19 protein-coding genes are annotated in these 22,730 nt (G+C 35.3%); 12 read left to right on the top strand and 7 right to left on the bottom strand.

Annotated features, from left to right (window positions below; all coding sequences use genetic code 11):
* The first annotated feature begins 208 nt into the window (after window positions 1-208).
* The 3 genes from htpG to hemA all read left to right on the top strand — a co-directional run bounded on the left by htpG (window position 209) and on the right by hemA (window position 6,181).
* Window positions 209-2,104, top strand: a complete 1,896-nt coding sequence (gene htpG / locus AAGD51_RS01750; RefSeq protein WP_077188450.1) for a molecular chaperone HtpG — start codon at window positions 209-211, stop codon at window positions 2,102-2,104.
* 38 nt (window positions 2,105-2,142) lie between these two features.
* The gene (locus tag AAGD51_RS01745; protein ID WP_236514313.1) at window positions 2,143-4,908 is read left to right on the top strand and encodes a hypothetical protein; all 2,766 of its coding nucleotides are present in this window, start codon (window positions 2,143-2,145) and stop codon (window positions 4,906-4,908) included.
* A gap of 64 nt (window positions 4,909-4,972) precedes the next feature.
* Entirely contained in the window at window positions 4,973-6,181 is a 1,209-nt protein-coding gene (gene hemA / locus AAGD51_RS01740) for a 5-aminolevulinate synthase (protein ID WP_006279721.1), read from the top strand.
* A gap of 118 nt (window positions 6,182-6,299) precedes the next feature.
* Here the strand turns inward: hemA and AAGD51_RS01735 are convergent, their stop codons facing one another.
* The 4 genes from AAGD51_RS01735 to AAGD51_RS01720 form a co-directional block, all read right to left on the bottom strand.
* The gene (locus tag AAGD51_RS01735; RefSeq protein ID WP_006279720.1) at window positions 6,300-6,995 is read right to left on the bottom strand and encodes an inositol monophosphatase family protein; all 696 of its coding nucleotides are present in this window, start codon (window positions 6,993-6,995) and stop codon (window positions 6,300-6,302) included.
* A gap of 8 nt (window positions 6,996-7,003) precedes the next feature.
* On the bottom strand, window positions 7,004-7,570 hold the full coding sequence (gene efp / locus AAGD51_RS01730) for an elongation factor P (protein ID WP_006279719.1): 567 nt from the start codon (window positions 7,568-7,570) through the stop codon (window positions 7,004-7,006).
* 62 nt (window positions 7,571-7,632) lie between these two features.
* Window positions 7,633-8,139, bottom strand: a complete 507-nt coding sequence (rimM, locus tag AAGD51_RS01725) for a ribosome maturation factor RimM (RefSeq protein ID WP_006279718.1) — start codon at window positions 8,137-8,139, stop codon at window positions 7,633-7,635.
* Window positions 8,140-8,153: 14 nt separating this feature from the next.
* Window positions 8,154-9,329, bottom strand: coding sequence for an aspartate aminotransferase family protein (locus AAGD51_RS01720; RefSeq protein WP_065094478.1), 1,176 nt, complete (start codon window positions 9,327-9,329; stop codon window positions 8,154-8,156).
* Between the two features lie 66 nt (window positions 9,330-9,395).
* On the opposite strand from AAGD51_RS01720, the gene AAGD51_RS01715 reads away from it, so the two are divergent.
* The 3 genes from AAGD51_RS01715 to recF all read left to right on the top strand — a co-directional run bounded on the left by AAGD51_RS01715 (window position 9,396) and on the right by recF (window position 12,585).
* Window positions 9,396-10,814, top strand: a complete 1,419-nt coding sequence (locus AAGD51_RS01715) for a sensor histidine kinase (RefSeq protein ID WP_236514312.1) — start codon at window positions 9,396-9,398, stop codon at window positions 10,812-10,814.
* Window positions 10,815-11,003: 189 nt separating this feature from the next.
* On the top strand, window positions 11,004-11,471 hold the full coding sequence (gene bcp / locus AAGD51_RS01710; protein WP_006279715.1) for a thioredoxin-dependent thiol peroxidase: 468 nt from the start codon (window positions 11,004-11,006) through the stop codon (window positions 11,469-11,471).
* Between the two features lie 16 nt (window positions 11,472-11,487).
* Window positions 11,488-12,585, top strand: a complete 1,098-nt coding sequence (gene recF / locus AAGD51_RS01705) for a DNA replication/repair protein RecF (protein WP_341810478.1) — start codon at window positions 11,488-11,490, stop codon at window positions 12,583-12,585.
* A 693-nt stretch (window positions 12,586-13,278) separates the two neighbouring features.
* On the opposite strand, the gene AAGD51_RS01700 is transcribed toward recF, so the two are convergent.
* Window positions 13,279-13,608, bottom strand: coding sequence for a TrbC/VirB2 family protein (locus AAGD51_RS01700; protein WP_236514311.1), 330 nt, complete (start codon window positions 13,606-13,608; stop codon window positions 13,279-13,281).
* Window positions 13,609-13,743: 135 nt separating this feature from the next.
* On the opposite strand from AAGD51_RS01700, the gene AAGD51_RS01695 reads away from it, so the two are divergent.
* Together AAGD51_RS01695 and AAGD51_RS01690 are read left to right on the top strand one after the other, a co-directional pair.
* The gene (locus AAGD51_RS01695; protein ID WP_006279712.1) at window positions 13,744-14,559 is read left to right on the top strand and encodes a YihY/virulence factor BrkB family protein; all 816 of its coding nucleotides are present in this window, start codon (window positions 13,744-13,746) and stop codon (window positions 14,557-14,559) included.
* On the top strand, window positions 14,546-15,301 hold the full coding sequence (locus tag AAGD51_RS01690; RefSeq protein WP_006279711.1) for an SDR family oxidoreductase: 756 nt from the start codon (window positions 14,546-14,548) through the stop codon (window positions 15,299-15,301). The genes AAGD51_RS01695 and AAGD51_RS01690 overlap by 14 nt, the downstream gene beginning before the upstream one ends.
* Window positions 15,302-15,425: 124 nt before the next feature.
* Here the strand turns inward: AAGD51_RS01690 and AAGD51_RS01685 are convergent, their stop codons facing one another.
* On the bottom strand, window positions 15,426-15,599 hold the full coding sequence (locus tag AAGD51_RS01685; RefSeq protein WP_167471214.1) for a hypothetical protein: 174 nt from the start codon (window positions 15,597-15,599) through the stop codon (window positions 15,426-15,428).
* Between the two features lie 138 nt (window positions 15,600-15,737).
* Here AAGD51_RS01685 and carB point away from each other — a divergent pair, with 138 nt between their 5' ends.
* The 4 genes from carB (at window position 15,738) to AAGD51_RS01665 (ending at window position 21,559) form a co-directional block, all read left to right on the top strand.
* Window positions 15,738-19,112 carry a carbamoyl-phosphate synthase large subunit gene (gene carB / locus AAGD51_RS01680; RefSeq protein WP_236514310.1) on the top strand — a complete coding sequence of 1,125 codons (3,375 nt, stop codon included), beginning with the start codon at window positions 15,738-15,740 and terminating at the stop codon, window positions 19,110-19,112.
* Window positions 19,113-19,368: 256 nt separating this feature from the next.
* On the top strand, window positions 19,369-20,751 hold the full coding sequence (locus AAGD51_RS01675; RefSeq protein ID WP_007548562.1) for an IS66-like element ISWen3 family transposase: 1,383 nt from the start codon (window positions 19,369-19,371) through the stop codon (window positions 20,749-20,751).
* Between the two features lie 227 nt (window positions 20,752-20,978).
* Complete coding sequence (locus AAGD51_RS01670) at window positions 20,979-21,185, top strand: hypothetical protein (protein ID WP_077188452.1); 207 nt, start codon at window positions 20,979-20,981, stop codon at window positions 21,183-21,185.
* A complete protein-coding gene (locus tag AAGD51_RS01665) occupies window positions 21,182-21,559 on the top strand; it encodes a hypothetical protein (RefSeq protein WP_077188453.1) in 378 nt (125 codons plus the stop codon). Before AAGD51_RS01670 ends, AAGD51_RS01665 begins: the two co-directional genes overlap by 4 nt.
* A 175-nt stretch (window positions 21,560-21,734) precedes the next feature.
* Here AAGD51_RS01665 and AAGD51_RS01660 read toward each other — a convergent pair whose 3' ends face one another.
* Window positions 21,735-22,715 (bottom strand): SGNH/GDSL hydrolase family protein, encoded by a 981-nt coding sequence (locus AAGD51_RS01660; protein ID WP_010082050.1) that lies wholly within the window; start codon window positions 22,713-22,715, stop codon window positions 21,735-21,737.
* Between the last annotated feature and the right edge of the window lie 15 nt (window positions 22,716-22,730).

Genomic DNA, 22,730 nt, shown 5'->3' with positions numbered 1-22,730 from the left:
TTCAGTTTCATGATAAGTGGGCTGGCGAAGGGTGTCAAGTAAGTTTTTCGTTTCATCCAATGCGCTGCCAAAAGTTTGTTATGCAAGAGATCCCATAAATTGGGTGTCATAATAACTACACCCACATTAATTTTGGTGTACGTGACCTTGAAAGATCGTGATTCAATACTTAAATTATTAGGGTAGTAGGCAAATAATGGAGCTCAAAATGCATAATGTACAAGAAACTGAAAATTTAAAATTTGACGCTGAGGTAGGGAAAGTACTGAATATAGTGATTCATTCACTTTACACCAATAAAGACATTTTTCTGCGTGAATTAATATCAAATGCATCAGATGCATGTGATAAGTTGCGCTATGAATCTCAACTAAACCCTAATTTGCTAGATTTGAGTAACGAATTAAAAATCACTATCAGCTCCAATAAAGATAAGAACGAGCTATATATCACTGATAATGGCATTGGAATGAATAGACAGGATTTAATAGACAATCTTGGTACAATTGCAAGCTCTGGTACGCAAAAGTTTTTGGATGCGATTAAGAATAGCAAGGATTCAAGCCAAACTGTGGAGCTGATTGGGAAGTTTGGTGTTGGTTTTTACTCAAGCTTTATGGTTGCATCAGAAGTAATAGTAGAATCAAGAAAAGCTGGAGAGGAGGAGTCTTGGGTCTGGAAATCCAAGGGAGATGGAGAATATTCAATAAGTAAATCAGATAATCAAGTCCCTCGCGGAACCAAAATTACGCTCATTATGCATCCTGAAGAGAGTGAGTTTTTAGATAAATTTCGTGTTGAAAACATTGTCACTACTTACTCTGATCATATAAATTTTCCTGTTGAATTCATAGATGAAGAAGGAAAAAGTGAAAAGTTAAACAGTAAGGCTGCAATTTGGACTAAGCCAAAAAATGACGTTACTCAAGAGGAGCACAACGATTTTTTCCGCAGTGTTGCCCACGTTGGCGGGGAGCCTTGGATGATATTGCATAATAAAAATGAAGGTGCAATAGAATATACAAATTTGCTTTATGTTCCCTCTATTAAACCTTTTGATTTATTCCATCCAGATAGACGTTGCTCTGTGAAGTTATATGTAAATAAAGTATTTATCACTGAAGATAACATACAGATCATACCGCAGTATTTACGTTTCTTGAAAGGTATTGTTGATTCACCGGACTTGCCTCTTAATATCAGCAGAGAAACGTTGCAGAATAATCGTGTTGTTGAGCAGATCAGAAAATCCCTCACTAAGCGCGTGATATCAGAGCTCGGTAGAAAAGCAAAAGAGAATTTAGAGGAATATACAAAATTCTGGACCAATTTTGGTGCAGTTTTAAAGGAAGGTCTTTGTGAAGCTATGCCAACTGATGAGAGAGAAGCACTACTCTCAATTTGCAGATTTCATAGTACTGGTGATGAGAAATTAGTCAGCATTGATGACTATATAAGCAGAATGAAGCCTGAGCAGGAACATATCTATTATCTCACCGGAAATAGCCTCGATTCAGTGAAAAACAGTCCGCAACTTGAGGGGTTCGTCAGTAAAGGGCTGGAGGTTCTTCTGTTCGTTGATCCAGTGGATGATTTCTGGACTAGTGTAATTCATGAATATAAAGATCAAAAGTTTAAGTCTGTGACTCGCGCTGATGTTGATTTGGAAAAATTCTCTTCAGAAGAAGATAAGAAAAATGAAGAAAACAAATCGAATGAAGAAAAAACTGAGGAAACTATATTGCAATATTTTACCACAGTGCTTGGAGATTCAGTAAAAAGCGTAAAAATTTCCAAAAAATTGACTGATAGTCCCGTATGCCTAGCGGTTGATGAAGGTGCTATGGATCTTCGCATGGAGCGTTTTTTGCGTGAACAAAAGCAGCTAAATTACCGCACGCCAAAGGTGCTTGAAATTAACACTAAGCATCCTGTAATAAAGAGTATAATGAAATCTTATGCTGAAAGTGGTGAAAACCCAACATTGGAGGACATGGTTCACTTATTGTTTTACCAAGCTTGCATCGTGGAAGGCGAAGAGATGGATGACGCGAGCAGCTTTGCTAAGAGACTGAATAATTTGCTTGGCAAGATTTCTGTTTAATGCTATACTTAGCTTAGCTGCTAGTTAGGAGGTAAAACATGTTTGGTTCCAATTTTAGAGACTTTGTATCACAAGATACAACTTCACAGGGCCAATCAAATTCTGAAAGATTAATCAAAAGTTGGCATGGTTTTGAAAAACCAGATTCTGAAGATTCAGGTATTGAAGAAGAGTTTGAAGTTTTAGATAGCGAAAGTCAAGAGATACCAGCTACTCCATGTAGCACACCCCCTGAAGATCTAAGTTTAGAGAATGCAATACTTGCAAACTTTCCTGATGGTTGTGATAGGTCGTTTACTGTAGAGTTAAAAGATGAAGATTCATATGGTATCATTCCTAAAAACTTAACTTTTGCTGAGATTATAAATATCTTAAATCAAGCTATACAAGAAGATAATTGTGAAGAATTAGACAAGGTTGTACAAAATATTGAAGATTATGAAGGCAGGTCTATTACGCTGGATAATGAAAATCTCAAAGATTTCTGTTCAAATCAACTTAATTTGGAGTTACAAAACGGAAGCAACCATCAACATATATATTCAAATGTACTATCACAATATAAATTTGATCAAGAGGGTTTCAAGTATGATTATTCAGTAAAAGAATTGGTACTATTGGCAATTGCAGCTAATGACAAGCTAGTAGAGCAATATCAGGATTTTCTTTTTGCTGAAGGAAATTTAAGTCTTTTACCTGTACTTGTTGGTGGTCAAGAATACGTTAAAGCTTTTATAGGAAGATTCCATGATACTGATGGGATTTATGATAAATTAAAAGATCAATCCATACAACTTGGCCAATCCAATAAGATTGGCTTTTTCTCAGTTATAGCATTAAGAAAAGAGCAAGAATTATTAAATGCAGTTTTTGTCGAATACGTTTTAAGAGATTTTGGACAGGTGTTAAAAACAAGTAAACCTGATCCTTTGTATGGTGTGCTTGAAACAGCGTCTCTGATCAAAAATGAAGAATTCATCACGATAGTGCTAGATGCATTTGAAAGATATATTAATGAGCTAACTAAAAAAGCCTCAACAGAAGAGTTATTAAAAAAGAGCTTTGCTACCTTGTTAGAAACTGCGATAAGCCAGGAACACACATCTGTCATTGAATACCTGTGCAAACGATACACTAATAGTGCAGATCGTGCCATTTACGATGTATATGAACAAGCATTTGCAGATGATAAAGTTATTACAATACTAGGGCAACAAATCCTGAAAAACATAGGAGCTCGTGGCAGAAAAGAAATTTATGATTTAATTCTGAAAACTGCATTGGATGCTGGTAATATTGCATTTATCGAGCACTTGTGTGAAAAATGTGCTAAATGCAGCAATGATGTTATTAATTATCTTGATCATAAATCTAAAAACAACGAGTTTGATGAAATATATGAATCAATTCTGATTGCATTGTCTAATACTGAAAGTCAAGACATTATAGTCAGTGTTCTAGCTCATGTTCAAATTTATCAAAGCATACTCAATAATAAACAGCAAGTAGTCAGGCAAACCATACAAAATATACTGAGAAATGCAATAAAAGAAGCTAGTTATGGAGTTGTTGTACCCTTATGTCAGCATGTTGACCTAAAATTCGCAGCTCTTCAGGCAATATGCAAGGAAGAATTTGAGAAAGCTTTACCAGTAATTGCAGAACAGCTTGAAAAAATAAGTATGGAACTTTCTCCAAGTATGACTCGTAATGAGTATCAAAAAAATAGAGATACTTTGAGTCATCTATATCTAATTAGAAATTTGTTAGAAAGTAGTAAATTAATCAATACTTCCAGTAAAGCAAATATACAGACACAAGCGAATACACAAGTTAATAAAAGAAGCAGCAGTGATAATGCAGTATCACCTGTTATAAAAGGCGATACGGCTGTAGTAAATGAAGAGAATAACAATCAACCAAGCAGTCAAAGAAACCCAAAATCCAAAAGTGCTGGCAGTCAACAGACAGAAAAAAATGTTCTTGCAGGGGAGGAAGAAAATGCTATCTTAAATAACACAGGGGTTTCAACGCAGGAGCCTTTAATTAATAATTTTGAGGAGGGTGAAATCAAAAAAGGCAGCGGAAAAAAAGGTGTTAAGCAACTTGCCAGTCCTGTTAAGAAAAAGATTGATGGACTTATAAGCAAAACCAGTACTAACTCAAGAGAAGAACTCGAAAATATTCTAAAAAGTAACTCTCCTACTCTTGTACTACAATATGTAAAAAATAAAGAAGGTCCCTTTAAGGGTAAAGTAGAAGAAATTAAAAAAGAAATTAAAAACCATAATACAAAACAAGGTAATGTTAATATTTCACTGAACAACGATTTGCCAAATTCAGGAGACCAATCTACAAGTTCTAATAATACCGGAAGCAATAGTACACTTACCACAACTCCAGAAATTACGGGTTGTGAAAAGAAGTTGGGGGTAAGTGAAGTTTCTTCGAATGCTGACAATGTGTCTACAATTGGAGGTGTTATTAACAGTAAGGAAAAGCCTGCAGCAGTAGAAAAAACTAGTGCTATAAACAATCAATCAACCTCTATTACTGCAACACAAAATACGCAAAAGAGTAAGTGGCCTACCATAGCTACATGGACGTTAGCAGTAGCTGGAGTTGTTTCAGGAGTAGCTATTGCAGTTTATTTGGAAATGCTAGCTGCAGGAATAGCAGTTGGAGCTTGTTGTCTGGTTGCTGCTGCAGTTATATACTGCTGTACACCTAAAAGCCAAGTTGAAAACAACGAGGTTGAAAAATCTTTCAACACGGGGAAAGTACCTACTGCCGTACATGTATAATAAATATAGTAGTTTACCATTTAATAATTTATTATAATTATGTTAATTATCGGTAAATAAGGACTTGGTAAACTACGAAGAAATATTCTTGAATAAAATAAAAGATATAAAAGATGAGGGGCGCTACCGTGAATTTACGCACTTTGCGTCATTACCAGGTAGGCTCCCCCACATTATGGACTATGAAAGAAATAGGGAAGTAATAGTCTGGTGCAGTAATAACTATTTGGGAATGTCACAAAATGAGAGTGTAATTGCCGCTATCCAAAATTCATCTGTTGGTGCTGGAGGAACAAGAAATATATCTGGTACAACAAAAGAGGTTGTTGAACTTGAAAAATCCTTAGCTTGTTTGCATAAAAAAGAGGCTGCTTTAACTTTTGCTTGTGGCTACCTCGCTAACCAGACAACACTTAGCACTTTATCATCTGTTATTCCGGGCGTAGTAATTTTTTCAGACGAGAAGAACCATTCTTCGATGATAGAAGGCATAAAATCAGGAAAAAGGCCAAAACATATATTTAAACACAATGATGTTAATCATCTAGAGCAGTTACTCAAGTCTATAGACAAAAAGACACCAAAAATAATAGCACTTGAATCCGTATATTCAATGGATGGTGATGTAGCTCCGCTTAAAGAAATATGCGACCTGGCAGATCAACATAATGCAATTACCTATTTGGATGAGGTGCACGCAGTTGGCATGTATGGTTCACATGGTGGCGGAATTGCAGAAAGAGAAGGTCTGATGGATAGAATAACCGTTATTCAAGGTACACTATCAAAGGCTTTTGGAGTGATGGGTGGGTATATAGCGTCTTCAAAGAGCTTGGTAGATGTAATAAGAAGTTCCGCTCCAGGATTTATTTTTACCACTGCTATGTCGCCTGTTTTAGCAGCGGCAGCAAAGGCAAGCGTTGAGCACCTAAAATCGAGCAACATTGAAAGGGAAAAGCAAAAGCAAGTCGTTGAAAAAGTAAAAAACTCACTGAGAAATGCAGGAATTAACTTCATTCCAACAGAAACTCATATAATTCCAATAATAATTGGCAACTCAGAGTTATCCAAAAAAGCATCAAAATTATTATTTGATGAGTATGGAATATATGTTCAACATATAAATTACCCGACAGTTCCAAGAGGAACTGAGCGTTTCCGTATTACCCCTACACCTTATCATACCGATGAAATGATAGAGCATTTAACAGAATCTCTTGTAAAAGTTTTCGAAAAGTTGTCTATCTCTGTAGCCTGCTTATGCTATAGCTAGTACAGCCCTACGTCATACCGCGATTTATTCGCGATATCTCAGCATGGATTCCGCTAACAAGTAGCGGAATGACGAGTTTTACGCTTATCAAATTGTAGGTAAACATAAATTACTTTAGCTATAGTTTTATATCTCCAGCAATGATTAGCCCGTTGTCTTCCGTTAGCCTTCCACCGCTTTCTTGCAGAAAAAGTCTACCGAGCAAGGCTTTATATTTGTTAACTCCAGAGTAAATTATTCCACTGTGCCTTCCTGCCGCAAGGTATGCAAAGCCTAAAATTGTTGAACCTATGGAGCGTACATTACTATTGCCAGGCAGCAATTTATTTAACAAATTACCACTTACATCTATTAGACCCCCTTCACGGCTTTTCACTCGCATTTTTACATGACGAGATCTAAAATCCTCAAGAAAAGCACCTTTCTTTTCTTCTGCCCAAAAAGTTTCTCTAAGAGCCGGAGCATCAATTACAGCTGCCACAACTTTATTTTTATGAATGAGACAGACTGATACTGCAAAATAAACCATGCAACTAGAAAAGTTCTCCCTGCCCTCTATAGGCATAATAAACCAGGTATAAGTGTTATCTTTTACTTCTTGATCAGTATCATCTTCAAAAATAAAACCATAGTCTCGTTTGTAGTCGTGCAAGCAATCGTATATGGTTTGCTTGGATTTTGAATAAGTTTTATTAATAAAGTCTGCTGATTTAACATTAGAAATTTGCAATTCATTAAAATCGCGCATAAGCTGCTTGGAAGCATTACGCACAGAATCAAGCATCACATTAATTCGTGGTGATGAGAGGGACATTCTTCCTTTTACTCTTTCACTCTTTCATAATAGCTGTCACCTGGAGTATATACTACAATTTTATCCTCTTCTTTTATAAATTGAGGCACGTTAACGCGCATTCCGTTTTCCAAAATTGCAGGCTTATAAGAAGCAGTAGCAGTTTGTCCTTTAATAACAGACTCTGTTTCTTTCACAGCAAGTGTAACATAATCAGGCACATGCGCAGAAATTATTTTGTCTTGATAAGCTACAACTTTAATTTTCATGTTATCCTGTAAATAAATTTTTTTTTCTCCCAATAAGTCCAAATTTATAGTGATTTGCTCGTAATTACTTGGATGCATAAGATTTACAATGTTTCCTTCAGTGAAAAGGTAAACATATTCCTCTTCATCTAAAATTGCCCTTCTGATTGTTGCATCAGAACGAAATCTTTCATAGTGTTTTGCTCCGGTTTTGATGTTTTTCATTTCGGCTTGTATGTATGCACCACCTTTACCAGGTTGAGTATGCATAATACCTACAACCAAAAATAATCCGCCGTTATGTTCCAACACCTGACCTGGTCTGATATCGTTAGCTCTTTCTGCCATAATTACATTTTCAATTTGATCTTATAATTATAAATAGCTTTATATAAATATCAAAGTCTTTATTAGTCAATAAATTCTGGTATATTTAATACTATATACCTCCCCTTTATATTTATATGTGGAAATATCTCTTTAGTGAAAGACAGCATAATACGTTTTTTTGTGCTGATAACTAAAATTTCTAATATATCCCCTGAGCCGAAATTATACACAGATTTTACATAGCCATATAATTCATTACTTTTCAGCCTTACTTCCATATCTACAAGGTCACTTTGGTAAAATTCATCCTCATCATTTAGCTCTGGTAACTTGCTTCTTTCTATATATAGCTTCTTATTCCTTAAAAGCTCTGCTTCATTACGGGAATTTACTCCGCTTATTGTAGCTATTACTAAATTATCACCTATGACGGATACTGAGTCTATTTTATAATTCTCATCACCACTTATTAGCTTACCATATAAGGAGATATTTTCAGGCTTTTCAGTAAAGGTTTTTACTTTAACAGCTCCTTTAATTCCGTGAGGAGAGGTAATAATTCCTAAGCATACCAGATTGTCGTTCATATTAATGCAAGTATCTAATCAGAAGATTTCTCAGATAAATATTGAGTCAAAATCTCGATGCCTTCATCAATCTCTTTTTCAGTGATAATGAGTGGAGGTAAAATTCTCACAACGTTGTCTGATGTTACCCCAACAGTAAGCAAGCCGCGATGACTTAACTCTTCTGCAAACTTTTGATTGTCTGCTTTCACTTTTATTCCAAGCATTAACCCTTTCCCTCTTACTTCCTCTATTATTGGAAATTTACTTGCTAAGTCTTCTAGTTTATTTTTTAAGTATTTACCTCTAATTTCAACATTTTTCAAAAAGCCGGGGCTGAGCAATTCTTCGAGCACAGCATTACCTACTGAGGTTGCAAGCGGATTGCCACCAAAAGTGGAACCGTGCATACCAACTGCCATATATTTAGCAGCCTTTTCAGTTGCAAGACAAGCCCCCAGCGGAAACCCCCCGCCTATTCCCTTTGCAAGAGCACATATATCAGGTTCCACTCCTATATGTTCGTATGCGAATAATTTTCCTGTCCTACCAGCACCGCATTGTACGCAATCAAAAAATAACAATATGTCATTTTCATCACACAGCCTTCTTAGTTCTTTCATAAAGACTTCATTCATTACTTTGATACCACCTTGCCCTTGTATTGGTTCTATTAATATAACGCCTATACCACTTGAAATTGCTTTCTTTACGCTCTCAATATTGGGCTCGATGTTATCACACCAATCAATGTAGGGATTTAGTAATTCAGAAAATTTCTGTTTATCGTTTGTAGCACAAGTTAAAAAGGTTCTTCCATGAAATGCACCATGAAATGTTAAAATTCTGTGACGATTTTTATTGCCTTTTCCATTTTGATAGATCCTAGCAATCTTAAGTCCACATTCTACTGCCTCTGATCCAGAATTTGAGAAAAATACAGTGTCAGCGAAACTATTGTTTATTAATTTTTCTGCAAAATTATTGGCAGCAGGTATATTATAGGTATTTGATATATGCCATAATTTTTCTCCTTGCAATTTAAGAGCACTAATTAATCGCGAATTAGTGTGACCTAAGCTACTAACGGCTATTCCGGAGTGAAAATCTACGTAGCGCTCACCATCAACATCATATAGGTAGATACCTTTGCCATGAGAAAAATTTATATTAACAGGAGAATAAACTGGCAAAATAGGAGAAATTGTCATAAAATATTATATGCTAAATTTTATTATTAATAACATAAAAGCCGTTGTTTCGCAATGAGTAAGGATATGTATAAGATAGGTAAATTAATGTTTTCTGCACTGGGGAAAAACAAATACACAAAAGTTATCGCATTATTCTCATCAATTTTTATGATTTTATTCAGTGTGATATATTGTAATTATTTACTAAGGAGTAATTTCCTTTCTTCTTACCGTGATTCAAGTGTAAACTTAAAAAGCGTACTGGAAAATGGCATAATAAAAAAATACCATTATTTACTAATAGAAAAGCATCACATTAAATACAAAAATTTTGACTACATAAACCAACTAGTAAAACTACGTGCTGAATTATTACAATCAGTGAGCAAAGTAAAGGATTTCAGCTTAATACTGTATGATCAAAACGGCAGAATAATATTCAGTAATTTTAACACTCAAGATTATGATTATGAACAGTTACTTACAAACGATGAAATTGATAAACTATTAAGTAACCAAGAAATATTTTATACTACAGGAAATACATTAACTTCTATTTTCCCTATATTCCATGAAAATAGCGCTAAACCGTCGTTTTTTTTGAAGATTCTTCGAAGCTACAATAATTCTTATGTTATAGCATATGGCCTATTTTTAGGCTTATTATTAATAATTTTAATATTAATAATGTTCTATTTGCACTTTTCTAATACCAAAATGCTGGCCAAGCAACATAAAACTAACATTGAATTACAGCAGATAAAAGAGGCATTAGAGCAAGAAAATGCAAACAAGCTAAAGTTTTTTGCAAGCGTTACACATGAGTTACGCACACCTCTTAATGCTATTATTGGATTTGCAGAGTTGATCAAAAATGAAACTTTAGGTTCAATGGATAACTCTCAATACAAGGAGTATGCAGACGATATATATAATGCAGGGACGCATTTACTTGCTTTAATTAACGATGTGCTCGATTTTTCTAAAGCTGAATCAAGTAGTTTAACAGTAGAAAAAGTGAAGTTTAACCTGAACAAAATAATGGATTCATGCATAAATATGCTATTACCTAAATTAAGAGAAACTGAGATTAATTTAAAAAAAGAGATACCTAATAAGCAATTATTAGTTATTGCAGATCCTAAGAGAATGAAACAAGTTATAATAAATTTATTATCAAACTCAATCAAATTTACCCCAAAGGGTGGTTTAATAAGAATGGTGGTAAAAGAAAATATAGAAAAAAACTTATTAACTATTGAGTTTCATGACAATGGAATAGGGATAATGCAGCAGGACATATATAAAGTTATGTCTGTTTTTGGCCAAGCAGATTCGGGGTATAGAAACGAAGGTACGGGCATCGGATTGCCGCTAAGCAAGAAATTAGTAGAGTTAATGGGTGGAACTTTTGACATTAAAAGTGAAGCAAAACTTGGTACTACGATAACATTGAACTTCTTTTATGAAGAACAAACATGTGAAGATTCGATTGATTTTTAATAGGATCTATTTGATATGGCCTTACATCAGACGAAAACCACACTTTATCAAAAGCGGCAAGCCGAGAAGGTAGGCAGAAATTCATCAATAAGCCCCCATCAAGAATCTTATCTGTTAGCTATATATAAAATTTGATACTCTGACTACAATATACTACTATAGATAGAAGTGTTATTAATGGAGCAAGGTATGGAATTAGCAGTAGGAAATAATGCACCCGATTTTAGCTTACCAACAGATTCTGGTGAAAATTTATCACTGAGTGAATTTTTTGATAAAAAAAATGTAGTTCTTTATTTTTATCCTAAAGACGATACTCCGGGTTGTACAATGGAGGCAAAAGGCTTTAGAGATAAAATAGATGATTTTTCTTTCCTTGACACAGTGATAATTGGTGTATCAAAAGATAGTGTTAGATGTCACACTAACTTCAAAGCAAAATATTCTCTGCCGTTTTCTTTAGTTTCTGATGAGAATGCTGAAATGTTGGGAAAATATGGTGTTTGGGTAGAGAAAAGTATGTTTGGCAAAAAGTATATGGGAATAGAACGCACTACTTTTTTAATAGATAAAAAAGGTAAAATAGTGAAGATCTGGAAAAATGTAAAAGTTAGTGGACATGTTGATGAGGTTCTGGAAGAAGTAAAGAGAATATAAACTAAAGAATAGGTTAATGGCTACCCATTGCTACATAAAAAAGCTGAAATTACATAATTTTCGTAGCCACTCAAACTTTGAACTGGATTCAGATGATAGCTCAGTTGTAATAACTGGCAAAAACGGTATTGGTAAAACTAATATACTTGAAGCAATCTCGTTGCTTGCTAAAAGCAATGGAATGAAAAAAGCAAAAGCCAGTGAGATACAAAATAGATTCAGTAATGAAGGTTGGATAGTGCACTATGATTTTTTTAATGGAATGGATTTTAATTCAATTGGTATCGCAAAGAGTTTTGATAAGAAACTAATACAAATTGATGGAAAAACGCAATCGAGTTATTCATCTTTGTATAAGATATCCAATGTAATATGGCTGATTCCACAAATGGACTATGTTCTTCTTAATTCTCCAAGTGACAGATTAAAATTTTTAGACCGTATAGTCTCACTGTTTGAGGAAAATTACACTTGCTGCTACATGAAATATAGAAAAGCTAAACATGAGCGAAGTAAACTATTGAGGGAGAACATTTTGAACAAAAACTGGCTCTCTAGTCTTGAAAACATAATGGCCGTTAATGCAGTTAGTATTTTACGTATGCGATCGTCTGTTTTAAAGACACTACAAGACACAATTGATAACCATTCCAGTGAGCTTTTTCCGAAGGCAAGTTTGAAATTCAGCAGCCAGCTAACTTTGAACGATACTGCAGAATATTTTCAGAATCGTCTAAAGGAAAACAGAGAAAAAGACTCATTGACTGGTAGAGTAACCTTTGGTGTGCATAACGATAATTTTCGGGTTTTTTGTCAAAAAAGAAACGTACCAATAAATCTGTGCTCCACTGGAGAACAAAAGTTATTACTGCTTTCTATTATTTTATCCAGTGTAAAAGCAAGGTGTATTCATTACAATAAGGCACCACTTCTTCTACTTGATGATATAATGTCTCATCTGGATAAACATTACAGAAAGGCGTTAATGGAGGAAGTGTTAAGTATTCAATGTCAAACTTGGATAACTGATGTAAATCAAGATAATTTCAATAGCTATCTTTATTCTTTCAAGTTTTTTGAATTATCAAATGAATTAAATGCAAAACCTACTTGACAAACTCCGCCAGCCCTCTTATCATGAAACTGAAGCTATTTATTTATCTTCGCAATCTGTGCAGGTTAATGACAAAAAACTTAGGGTATTTGGCGTCTCATGTTTAATTTTTCGCACTACGTGCATCGCATGTCTTTAAAAATTTTTAGGTTTTTACCTATATAAGCCGAAACGCGCTTACAAAGCGTTTAAGACAGCAAAAAACGTCAAATTGACAAGGGAGAATTTGAATGCTAGCTACTACGGGGTTTCTTTGCCTTTTTTCCTGCTTAGTAAATTTCTTAAACACTTGCGGTGTAGGTTAGTTGCAAGTTAAAAGCAGCTAAATCGCTCTTAATCAAGCGTTTTAGAATAAAAAAACGCCGATATTTTAGTACATAGTAAATAGCCAACCACCATGGGGCTTCTTTTGCCTTTTTTTTCATTTGGTAAATTTCTTAAACATTTATAGCTAAACGACAACCGTCATCCTGCTGCTTGTTAGCTGATGAGATACCGCGAATGAATCGCGGTATGACGGTATGCGGCGGCATGACGATAAGCCTTGTCATTCTAGCGCGTGGCGCTGGAATCCAGACTTTAACTGATATGATTACAGAAAGAGAATTTATTAGGTAGTCATAGACACTGAAAGTGGTAAAACTTACCACTTTCAAGTAAAGAAAACTACGTTTGTGCCTCCAACAATTTCTATTACTTATCTGCTACTGCACCGTCTTTACAAATCACACCTCCTGGTGTTATTTTTGAAACGACTACAGGAGCGCCAAAAAACACAGCAGTGAATGCACCGAGTGCAAAAAGCGCTGGCCACGGCATTCTGCCGAATATTGCAAGCAACGCTGCACCAATTATCACTATTGTGATCATTGGTCCACCTATGCCATGAGTATAGCCTATTATCTTGCATATCACCGATGATGTTGTATCATTTGTATCAACAAAAGTAGTACTTGTAGGAGGAGCACCTGCATCAAACGCAAAGGAGAGAATTAAAGCTACAAGTAGAAGAAAATTTTTCATTATGCCTCCGATAATTTCTGTTTCATATTTGATTATCTATCACATTGATTAAGTTTAAGTAAATGGTGAGGATTTTTTGCTTAAAAGTATCCTTTATTTCATTTAGAATACTTTTCTTGGTTCGTTTATATTACAGTGCTACAGAAATTTTACAGCATCGTTTATTGCCTTTATCGTGCTTTGATTGACACAATTCATAATGATGGAGTGGAGCATGCAGGGTATTTATCATTTTTAATTCTGTTATCAATATTTCCTTTTCTCATCGTTTTAATGGCTGTGGCGTCAACATTCGCAAATTTTTTAGACCAGTACAACATTGGCTGGGTATTTATCATTGATAACATGCCACAGGATATTTTATCATCTTTGATGCCGCGTATTAGGGAGATAATATCAGGCCCGCCGCAAAGCTTACTAACTTTAGCAATTGTAGGTGCTGTTTGGACCGCTTCATCGACAATTGAAGGGCTTAGAACAATACTCAATAAGGCCTATAAAGTTCCGGTTTCGCCGCCTTATATATTAAGAAGAGTACTAAGTATATTACAATTTTTAGTAATCACGCTTATTATAACTCTAACTATAGTGTTTTCTACACTAGTACCAATGCTAATTGATTTTTCCTATCAGGGGCTAAGTTATACTAGGTATTTACTTATTGAATTTGTACTTTTCACAGTAGTCTCTTGGCTATATTTTATGTTACCAAACATAAAACAAAATTTATCAGACGTATTTCCTGGATCTTGTGTAGCTGTTATTCTTTGGACGATTTCTGCTTCAGCTTTTAAGCAATACTTAAAAGCTTCCTTTGACCAACTGGATTTGATATATGGAAGTTTAGGTGGTGTGGTAGTGTCATTACTATTTTTTTATATGCTAAGTTTGATTTTTATATATGGAGCAAAATTCAATTTTCAGCTAAAATATTTCAATGGATCTCGCTAAGGAGAAAGAAATGGGTAAGTTAGAAGGTAAAGTAGCTTTAATCACCGGAGCTTCAGGTGGAATAGGCTCTGCTGTTGCAAAAAGGTTTATAAGAGAAGGTGCATGTGTGATTCTGATTTCAAGATCTCTTGATAATCTCAAGCCACTATATAATGAAATTGAAGAGCTTGAAGAATTTAAAGAAGGCTCTGTGAAACTAATTCAGCTTGATCTTCTAGACTTTGAGAATGTAAAGATACTGACAAACATGATAGAAAGCCTGAAATTATCAGAATCTGGAGCACTTGATATATTAGTTGCGTGTGCTGGAATTTTAGGCAAACTGAACCCCATTCATGACTGTGAGATTGAAGAGCTACAGAACGTAATGAATACAAATTTTACTGCCAATTGGTACTTACTAAAAAACTTAGATCCAATGCTAAAAAAGTCTAATGCTGGAAGAGCGATATTCATGACCTCAGAAGTGACACTTTCTCCTTCCTCTTATCCATATTGGATGCCGTATGCTGCAAGTAAAGTTGCACTAGAAATAATGGTGCAGATATATGCATCTGAGACAAAACATACAAAATTATGTGTAAATGCTGTATACACGGAAGGACCTGTGGGTAGTGAGCAGGCATTTCCTGGATCTGAATTGGTGTCACCTGATAAACTAACAGATAAATTTGTGGAATTAGCTTCTGAAGACTGCAGCATATCAGGAAAAATCTTACCGCTCAGCAAATCTCCCGAATAAATTACCATAGTATCTGCAAAGATACCGTTAAGCCCACAACTGTATGAACATTGTGATTTGAGAGTAATCTCCACTAGGAAGGATGTCATCCCAGTGCCTCTATGGTGTCATTCCAGTCTGGAATCTAGTCTTTATTATGCAGCCACTTATTTAAAGTTAAGTTTTCTGGATCCCAGACTGGGATGACACCTCTGGGCACTGCCGTCATAAAGGAACCAGTGTCAGCTACTTGAATGACATCATTTGCTGTGCAATTTACCTTCAAAAATGAATGTTTGTACAGCTGTGTGTCAAGCACTGGAATCTGCCACGCAAATTGCAATGTTCGTACAGTTATGCGTCAAGCCTAAAAGTAATTAGCTAATAGGTTTAATAAAAATTCACATATACAGGAAAGATTGGTAACATTACTTGAATAGAGACCGTTATTGTAATTATGCCGAAACGCACAGATATAGAATCTATATTAGTAATAGGAGCAGGCCCAATAGTTATAGGTCAGGCATGCGAGTTTGATTATTCCGGAACGCAAAGCTGTAAAGTATTAAAAAGCGAAGGTTATAAAGTCATTTTGGTTAACTCCAACCCCGCAACTATAATGACAGATCCTGAGTTTTCTGATGCGACGTATATTGAGCCGGTACTGCCTGAAATCATAGAGAAAATTATAATTAAGGAGAGGCCAGACGCAATATTGCCAACAATGGGCGGGCAAACAGCGCTCAATTGTGCAATAAAACTTGCAGATGATGGAGTGTTAGACAAATACAACGTAGAATTAATAGGGGTAAATAGAGAAGCAATAAAAAAAGCAGAGGATAGAGAGTTATTCCGCCAATCCATGGATAAAATAGGACTGAAATACCCCAAAAGTATCATTATAAAAAATCAAGAACAAATAAAAAAGGCTTTGGATTACGTTGGATTACCAGCAATCATTCGTTCATCATTCACTCTTGGTGGTGCAGGTAGTGGCATAGCATATAATAAAGAGGAGTTTTTCAATATCGCAGAAAGTGCTCTCAAAATTTCGCCAATAAATGAAGTTCAGATAGATGAATCAATTATCGGCTGGAAAGAGTATGAAATGGAAGTTATCCGCGATTGTAAAGATAACTGCATAATAGTCTGTTCGATAGAAAATGTTGATCCGATGGGAGTGCACACCGGAGATAGTATTACGGTTGCTCCTGCTTTGACTCTGCGTGATGCTGAATATCAACAAATGAGAAATGCATCTATAGCAGTGCTGAGAGAAATTGATGTTAGTGCCGGTGGTGCAAATGTTCAATTTGCAGTGAATCCTAAAGAAGATGGAAGCCTCGTTGTGATTGAGATGAATCCAAGGGTTTCTCGCTCTTCTGCACTTGCTTCGAAAGCAACAGGCTATCCTATTGCAAAAGTTGTAACTAAACTTGCTATTGGCTATTCGCTCGACGAAATACGTAACGACTGTGCTCCAATAATACCAGCAGCATTCGAACCAGTGATTGATTATATCGTCACTAAAATTCCTCGATTTGAGTTTGAGAAATTTAAAGGAACGAATTGTGAACTATCAACCTCCATGAAATCAGTGGGAGAAGTAATGTCTATAGGCCGCACTTTTAATGAGTCACTGCAGAAAGCTTTTCGTTCACTTGAAACTGATCTTACAGGACTTGATGAAGTGTTTCCTGAGAACATTGATATTGATCACGTAAAATCTCAATTAGCAAAATTGCTACCAAACAGATTACTGATTGCTGCTGACGCAATGCGCCACGGAATTAGCATAGAAGAAATAAATTCAATTACAGGTTATGACTTATGGTTTTTGCAGAATATACAGCAAATCATCTTGGCTGAACAAAAAATCAAGGAAAACGGCCTCCCTGGAACTGCATATGAAATGTTAGAGCTGAAAAAAATGGGATTTTCAGATGCAAGATTGGCGAAATTAAGCAATAAGAAAGTAGAGCAAATCGAAGAAACAAGAAAAAAATTTGGCATCAAACAAGTTTATAAGCGTGTAGACACCTGTGCAGCTGAATTTGAATCGAGCACTGCTTATATGTATGGCTGTTATGAGGGAAACATTACAAATAGGACAGAATGCGAAGCGGACATTTCTGACCGAAAAAAGGTTGTCATTTTAGGAAGTGGTCCAAACCGCATTGGTCAAGGTATTGAATTTGATTATGCATGCGTACATGCAGCTTCTGCCGCCAAAGAAATGGGGTATGAAACAATAATGATCAACTGTAATCCAGAAACTGTTTCAACTGACTACGATACCGCTGATCGTTTATATTTTGCCCCACTGATTGCAGAGGATGTGCTTGAAATACTAAGCAAAGAGCAAGAAAATGGCACACTGGTTGGTGTAATAGTTCAAATAGGTGGTCAAACACCTTTAAAGTTAGCCAAAGTGCTTAACGAGAGAGGTTTCAAAATTCTGGGAACTTCGTTTGATTCTATTGACCTTGCAGAAGATCGCATGAGGTTTAAAAATCTTGCTTTGCAACTTAATTTAAAACAACCTGAAAGTTCTATCTGCCATTCAGTAGAAGAAGCGTTAACCAATGCAGAAAAGGTGGGGTTTCCACTAGTAGTCAGGCCATCATATGTCCTCGGTGGTCAATCCATGTCGATTAGACACGATACTCAGAGCTTTAAAGAGTACGTCTTAGATCAAACTAAAATCTTTGAGCATGGTTCGCTGCTTCTTGATAAATTTTTAGTCAATGCAGTTGAGGTTGACGTTGATGCTGTATGTGATGGGGAAAAAGTTTTCATTGCAGCGGTCATGGAGCACATTGAAGAAGCTGGTATTCATTCTGGCGATTCAACATGCTCAATACCGACAAATACATTGAGTGACGAAGTAATAAAAGAGATCGAGCTCCAAACTGAGAGAATAGCATTAGCATTAAAAGTGAAAGGTCTGATAAACATTCAGTTTGCTGTTCAAGAGAATAGACCTCTTGCAGAACCTGTTTGTGATGAGAAATCTTTAGGAAAAGTGCAGATGAGCACCACAGAATACTCGAATGTATTTGAGGAGCGCAGACAAGCTTTGACGACAAAATTGCCTTCAGAAATCGAGTTATGCAAGAGGTCTAGTGATGTATACATACTTGAAGTGAATTTAAGGGCTAGTCGCACAGTTCCTTTTATTTCCAAGGTAATCAATATTCCTATTGCAAAGCTTGCCACTCAGGTTATTTTGGGTAAAAAATTGAATCAGGAAAACAAGCCTTTCAATCATTTTGCAGTTAAAGCTGCTGTTTTTCCATTCACGCGTTTTTCGGGAATTGATACTCTACTTGGTCCTGAAATGAAATCAACAGGAGAAGTGATGGGAATTGACTCATCATTTGAAGCTGCACTTGCAAAAACGCACATGGCTGCAGGATACAAGTTACCAACAGAAGGAACAGCTCTGGTTTCAGTAAAAGATGATGATAAAGAGTATATATTGCCTGTTGTACGAATGTTGAAAGAACTGAGTTTTGAAATATATGCAACCAAAGGTACAGCTTCTTATCTGAATAATAATGGCATTGCTGCACAAACTGTAAATAAAGTGAGAGAAGGCAGACCCCACATAGTTGATATGCTCAAAGATGGAAAAATAAATCTAGTGATCAATACCTCAAAAGGTGTGAAATCAGTTTCAGATAGCAAAGATATCAGGAGAACTGCTATTTTGCAAAATATAGCTTACAGTACCACAGCTTCTGGGAGTAAAGCGTTAGTGCTTGCAATTCAATATGTAAAGAATAGCAAATTGGAAGTGAAATCATTACAGCAGATACAAAACGGTTAAATATCAAAACTAGAATAATTCACTCTCAAAATGCTAAAGAGAACATAATAAAAAGATGGAAATTTTGAAGGAAATAGTATACCTAAAGAATCAACTAGCGTAATTGAACAGCCAAATGCTACAACGAATACTCCACAATCTTACCTAGAGGACACTTCCCTTATATGTTAAGAACAAGGTATCCGTTCAGCGGAGTGGCAGAATAAGGTAGACAAGGTGATCTAAAAAGATAATCATAGAGCAAAAGTGAAATAATATGGTAAACCTTTTAGAACTTTGCAAAAATTTACAGCAAAAAATAGAAAGGTTAGAAGCAAAAATAGAAAGATTGGAAAAAGAGAATGAAAGTTTAAAAGCAGAAAATAAGGCTTTAAAGATAGAAAATGCTGAGTTAAGAGAAAGACTCGGTTTAAGCTCAAAAAATTCATCAATACCAAGTTCCAAAGAGTTGTATAAAATAAAAAAGAATAAGCCGAAAAGCGAAAGGAATATTGGCGGTCAGGTTGGTCATAAAGGAAGTTTTCGCGCCAACATGGATGCAGATAAAGTAGTAAAGATAGAGTTGCCTAATACTTGCGAATGCGGAGGAGAAATTGCAATATGTGAAAAACCATATATTCATCAGAAAGTTGATCTTCCAGAAATCAAGCCTTATGTAGTGGAATATCAGTTAGAACATGGCCGTTGTCGGAGATGCGGAAAGAGAAGAAGTAGCAAGTTACCGGAAGGTGTTACGCCAGATACATTTGGTCCAAGGGTTAAGTCAATAATTGCAGCGTTCAGCGGATTCTACAAAAATTCAAAACGCGAAATAGCGAGTGTCGTAAATGATATCTTCAATTTGAACATAAGCGTCGGTAGCATATCAAATAGTGAACATAGAGTTGCTTCAAAATGCAAAAAAATGTATGAGCAGATCGAACAAGAGATAAGTAGGAGTAAAGTTCTACATATTGATGAAACGAGCCATTATAACAAAGGTAAACTCGCTTGGTGTTGGATGTTTGCAAGCAATACGGCAAGTTTTGTAAAATTTACAGAGTCAAGAGGAATGAAAGTTTTACAAAATAGTAAATTCTGCAATCGCAATAGCTTGGTAATAACTGACAGGTATGCAGCATACAATTATTTTGCCGATAAAAACAGGCAAATCTGTTGGGCACATTTATCAAGAGATTTTGAAAGATTAGCACATAGTTGGAATATTGAAGTTAAAGTTCTGGGTTGTTACTTGAGAAACGTGGCCACTGAATTATTTGCACTAAAAAAAGCTTTACTAAAAAGTGAGATAGATGTTTTGAGGTTTGTCAGACGTGCCAGAAAATTAAGAAAACGTACAAAGTATTACTTGAAGGAGATATCTCGTTTACCTGAAGCAATTGGAGCCTCTCGAGTTGCAAAAAATGTTCTGAGATCTGAAAGAATGATGTGGAAATTTTTAGATGACCCAGAAAATATTCCGCTGACAAATAACCACGCTGAACGGCAAATTCGGCATTATGTCGTTTATCGCAAAAACTCATATTTTACACAATCAAAGCGGGGAAATACATTCCTTGAGCGGATAATTTCATTATACTTAACTTGGAAACAAAGGGGTCTCAATCCTTTCCAAAATCTCCTATCTATTGTTTCTTAAACCACTCTCCTGAACGGATACAGAACAAGTCTTTATAAATATCAAAGTAGTGATATTAAAGACACACAGAGAAGAGGAACCGTCACGCCCCTTGATTATAAGAATCGTTGTTCAGCAAGGTTCTCTTCTCTGGTTTATTATACTGAAAGTTCCGAACAACTGATTGAGCTTTTAGGCTCGTATATAAGGCTGGAAAATGCAGTATATGTTATTATTACGGAGGAATTATGAATTCATCAAACATTATTGCTGGCATTGATGTTAGCAAAAGTAAATTAGATCTCCACATTCACCCACTTGAGCATTATAAAATATTTGAAAACAATGTACAATCCATTGATGAAATGCTGGACTTTTTACGTTTGCATAATGTAACCAAAATTGGTCTTGAGGCAACTGGTGGATACGAAAAATTATGTGCCTATACTTTATGAGGTGTACGTCATTCAACCAAGGTGGGAGAGACTATGCTAAAAGCCTTGGTATTACTACAAAAACTGATAAAACAGACTGCAGTATCATCTCACGTTATATTAATAATACAGATATGCGTGTTACTCCTTTAACAGTTAGTAATGGTAATATTGATTGCTTGAAACAAAAATTATCTCGTAGAAACCAACTTGTAGAAATAGCAAAAATACAAAAAACCCAAATCCAACAGGTAACTGATACATCTATAATCAAACAAATAGAGGAACTTCTTGCAATTTTACGTAATCAAATTAAAACTTTAGAAGATGAAATGATTACATTTATCGATCAAAACCAAGAGCTTAAAAGAAAATATATATCAATAACTATATAGTAGCGGGATGACGGTTTTTCAAATTGTCGGTAAATCTAAGTCAGTTTAGCTATAGGCAGCAATTTTCTGTATTTATTTTAAATTGAAGAAAGCTCAAATGAAAGATCGTGTTTTGCTAAAAATCACAGAATGCAGTCTGGTTACTATTTAAAAGGATATGTTCAAAAAAACTGTGTCAAATCAACTCATACACTTCATTACCAACTTCATGATGAAGTTCCGCAGTTGGATGGAAATAATCAAAAAAGAAATAATCCTTTAGTGTTTCTTTGCTACACCCAGGGTTATAGTGAACGTCAAGTTCCCCTTTAAATATCAACTTTAAGAGTATTTTTATATTTTCTTTAAATCTCCCAACTTGGTCTGCAATGTTCGATGTGCATGCATCTTGACAATTTAAACCTTTGCTCTTGTATTCGCTAAACATACTTCTCATTTTAGAGTTAAGATCAAATGCTTTTATTTCAAGATTTGTACTTTTCTTCATATAATCTAAGCCTTTAGCCAGTTTTGCATTGAAACTCTCCGTGAGCTTTGTAGCTAGTTCCCTTGCTTCTTCATCTCTATTAAAAGCTGGTATTGAGCCAACTTCAGGTGCATTTGCAACAACTACATGCTTAACACCATGTTCATTTAGAACCTTAAGTGCATTACATATTTCACTCACTGCTTGTTCCAACACTTCTTCCGCTTTAGTATCGTCATAAGCAGTGGCAACCATAACATCATTTCCGCCGATTATGATGCAAAATAAATCTTCTTTACCTATATCTGGATGATGTTTAATTACCGCATCTAGCTGGTTAGCTAAACGAAATTTATTGAAGAAATAAGAAAAAATAGGGTCAAAAATTTCAGATGCTGTTGCATATGAAACTGCGTAATTCTGACCTTGCTGTTCGTGGCATCTCCCAAAAAATGAATAACTCCACCCAGGTTTAAATTCATCTAAATCTAAATATTTTGCTATATATTCAACAGCAGTAGGGCCATTGCTAAAAGATCTTCCTTGATAAAAAGGATCATCAAATTTTACGCTTTTTGCAAAGGATAAATTATTTAAAATTCCAATGATTGCGCCATTATCGGATAAGCTATCACCCAGAACATAAAAATTTCTATACTTTGAATTAGAATTGTCATTTTTGTTTGTCATAATATTTACCGTAGA

This window comes from Wolbachia endosymbiont (group A) of Volucella bombylans (assembly GCF_964026965.1).
Lineage (GTDB): Bacteria > Pseudomonadota > Alphaproteobacteria > Rickettsiales > Anaplasmataceae > Wolbachia > Wolbachia pipientis.
The sequence above is the reverse complement of the archived record's forward strand: the minus strand, read 5'-3'. Positions and strand labels throughout refer to the sequence as shown.